The following is a 2,159-nucleotide window of genomic DNA, read 5'->3' as shown; positions in this document are numbered from 1 at the left end:
ACCTATAATGTGTGGAACCGGAGTAATACGTGTATCTGCTACCGGAGGTACAGTGAGCTCTACACAGCCTTATGGATTTAGTAATGATAATGGCGCTACTTATCTCCATAACGCTACTCATAATTATTACGACTTTACGGTTACCTCTCCAGGAACTTATAGCTTTAAAGTTATAGATTACAATGGCTGTACCGATCAGGCTACCGTTACAGTGCAAACCTTACCTGCACCTACTGTTAGTGCCTCAGGTAAACTTATCAACTGTGGTGCTAATGGGCAGATCACCTTTACAGAACCCCAAAGTACAGTAAGCTATACCTATGAGTATAGCGCCGATGGGGTAACTTTCCAATCAGGACGCATACTTACAGTAGCTCCTGGTAAAACCTATACAGCTACTTTGCGCTACAAATATGGTAGCACTGCTTCTTGTACCATAGTAGCACAGATGATAACCATTGGAACCGCTAATAATGAACTCATCGCTTCAGCAGGAGTTGCCAAATTAGTAGGTTGTGGTACTGGTGCTAATGCCAATAAAGCTTTGGTACACTTCACCAATGTACAAGGAGGTGCTCTACCTTATGAATATAACTTCGGTGATGGCGTTTGGACTACCACCCGCGAACGATGGATGGCTCCTGGTAGTTACACACTCGCTGTGCGTGATGCTATCGGTTGTACACGTAGCAACTTGAAAGTAGAAGTTAAAGATAAACCAGCTACACCTTCTTTCCCTAACCCTACCGTTACTTATGATTGCCAAGGTCGCGGTACTATAGTAATTACTAATAACAAACCTAATTACACCTATAAATATAGTATAGATGGTGGTACTGAAACCACTACTAACCGTTTCACCAACTTAGCTCCAGGCGTACATACCGTTACCATCCGTTATGACGACCCTTCAGCTACCCGTCCAGGTCTCTTGCTTAAAGAAGATTTCGGTAAAGGTACTCCTTATACCACACCTCCTCCAGGAATGACCCCTGCTTACCAATTAGTAGATCCTCGCTATCAACGATTGGACTGGAATAAGTATTTTGTAGCAGGAAAACGTGACATCTATTCACACATCCAAACAGGCTGGTGGCAAAATGATGCTATTTTCCCTAACGACCATACTAATCGCCTTGATAATACTTCCCGCTATTTAGCAGTCGACTTTGGTCAGCTCATTGCTAATGGAGCGATCTTCTATGAAAAAGATGTAATGGATGTAATGCCAAACTTACCTATTGAGTTCGAAATGTTTGGTTTCAACTTAGTGCGTTCTTCCAATTGTACAAACCCAGTGATGATTATGGAAATCGTCGCTTTGGACGATGCTGGTAATGTAGTAAAAGTAGGCGGTCAAGACAAAGTATTAGGTCGTATCGAATCACAACAAATACCTACCAATAAAAATAATGCCGATGCTTGGTTCCGCTTCGCTTCCGATGGTACAGGCGTAAATACAGGAGTTACTCCAGCAGCACGTGTAAATCCAGGTACTTATAAACGTTTGAAAATACGTATTCGTACTAAGTGGAATACTTCATCTTGTAACGACTTCGCTTTTGATGATCTTACTGTATACCAAAACCCCGAATCTTGTGGTTTTACCCATACCCTCACAGTAAATATAGATAACGACAAAGCCTTTGGAGTAGATCCAACAACAGAAAAAGTTATACAACCTAAGTGTAATAATCAAAAAGGAGAATACCAGATAACACTTAAAAATGCCCCATCTACTTATTATGTAAGCAAAGATGGTGCAGCATTCCAAGCCTACACAGCAGGGTCTATTTTCAAATGGACAAATATTGATGCAGGTAATCATACTATAAAATTCCGTGCAGAGCTCAATAATACTAATTGTGAGGCTTCTAGAACATTTTCTATTACAGTTCCACCTAATTTGGTTACAATACTTCCTGACGATATAATTTTAGGATGTAATGGAGTAACCGAAGCAGTAGTTTCGTCAACAGGGGGTACAGGTACTTTGCAATATAAGTTGCAAGACTCTACCTCTCAAGTGTTGTACGACTACCAAACTTCACCTAAGTTTACGATTACCCAAACAGGAATATATATAGTATCAGTTCGTGATGCTAATGGTTGTCAAAACGGAGGTACTATCAACGTGATAAATGCCCCAACACTCACCT

At 40.9% G+C, this 2,159-nt stretch carries 1 pseudogene; it reads left to right on the top strand.

The window, feature by feature from the left end:
• Nucleotides 1-7 precede the first annotated feature (7 nt).
• A pseudogene (locus HMPREF9073_RS00065) lies at nucleotides 8-2,159 on the top strand (gliding motility protein); the annotation flags it as partial.

It is taken from the genome of Capnocytophaga sp. oral taxon 326 str. F0382, from assembly GCF_000318295.1.
Lineage (GTDB): Bacteria > Bacteroidota > Bacteroidia > Flavobacteriales > Flavobacteriaceae > Capnocytophaga > Capnocytophaga periodontitidis.
The sequence above is the reverse complement of the archived record's forward strand: the minus strand, read 5'-3'. Positions and strand labels throughout refer to the sequence as shown.